This is a genomic window from Paraburkholderia sp. SIMBA_027 (genome assembly GCF_046535315.1).
Classification (GTDB): domain Bacteria; phylum Pseudomonadota; class Gammaproteobacteria; order Burkholderiales; family Burkholderiaceae; genus Paraburkholderia; species Paraburkholderia tropica.
This window is the reverse complement of record NZ_JAWRWY010001665.1, coordinates 1-233: the sequence shown is the minus strand read 5'-3', so window position 1 is coordinate 233 and position 233 is coordinate 1. Positions and strand designations below refer to the sequence as shown.

The window sequence follows — 233 nt, the reverse complement described above, 5'->3', positions numbered from 1 at the left end:
CGTGCCGTCGAAAAGCTCCACGCCCTGCGGCAGATAACCGATGTGGCGGCCGAGAGCTTCGCGATCCCATTGATCGAAGCTCGCGCCATCGAGCCGCACCTTGCCGGCGGCCGGCATCCAGGCACCGGTGAGAATGCGCGAAAGGGTGGATTTGCCCGAGCCGGACGGGCCGATGACGCCGAGCGCGTTTCCGGCGGTCACGACAAAACCAAGTCCTACAACGGTCGGCTTTC

At 65.2% G+C, this 233-nt stretch carries 1 protein-coding gene; it reads right to left on the bottom strand.

Annotation, left to right across the window (positions count from 1 at the left end; translation table 11 throughout):
• A partial coding sequence (locus tag SB764_RS44835) for an ATP-binding cassette domain-containing protein (protein ID WP_410867414.1) occupies window positions 1-233 on the bottom strand: 233 nt, incomplete at both ends.